The organism is Sedimentibacter sp. B4, from assembly GCF_000309315.1.
GTDB lineage: Bacteria > Bacillota > Clostridia > Tissierellales > Sedimentibacteraceae > Sedimentibacter > Sedimentibacter saalensis.
The window spans coordinates 1-222 of the sequence record NZ_CANG01000421.1 but is presented as its reverse complement, the minus strand read 5'-3'; the positions used below and the strand labels follow the sequence as shown (position 1 = coordinate 222).

At 64.0% G+C, this 222-nt stretch carries 1 protein-coding gene; it reads left to right on the top strand.

The annotated features are described in order from the left end of the window. On the top strand, positions 1-222 hold a 222-nt coding region (locus BN358_RS26505), incomplete at both ends, for a hypothetical protein (RefSeq protein ID WP_198018429.1).

Below are 222 nucleotides of genomic sequence, written 5' to 3'. Positions count from 1 at the left end.
CAGGGCAAGTCCTGCTGCTGCTTGGGCCTTCATCGCGGTGGTCATCATCGTGTACTTCGCCGTCTCCGGCATCCCGGCCTGGCAGATCGCGGTGATCATCCTGTTCTCGCTGATCGGCATGGCGGGCTCCTTCGGCGTCGCCTGGTTCGGCATCCGGATCAACACCTTCGCGAACTCGCGCACCTCTCACGCAGCACTCAAGGGCGAGAAGTGGGCCGTCCA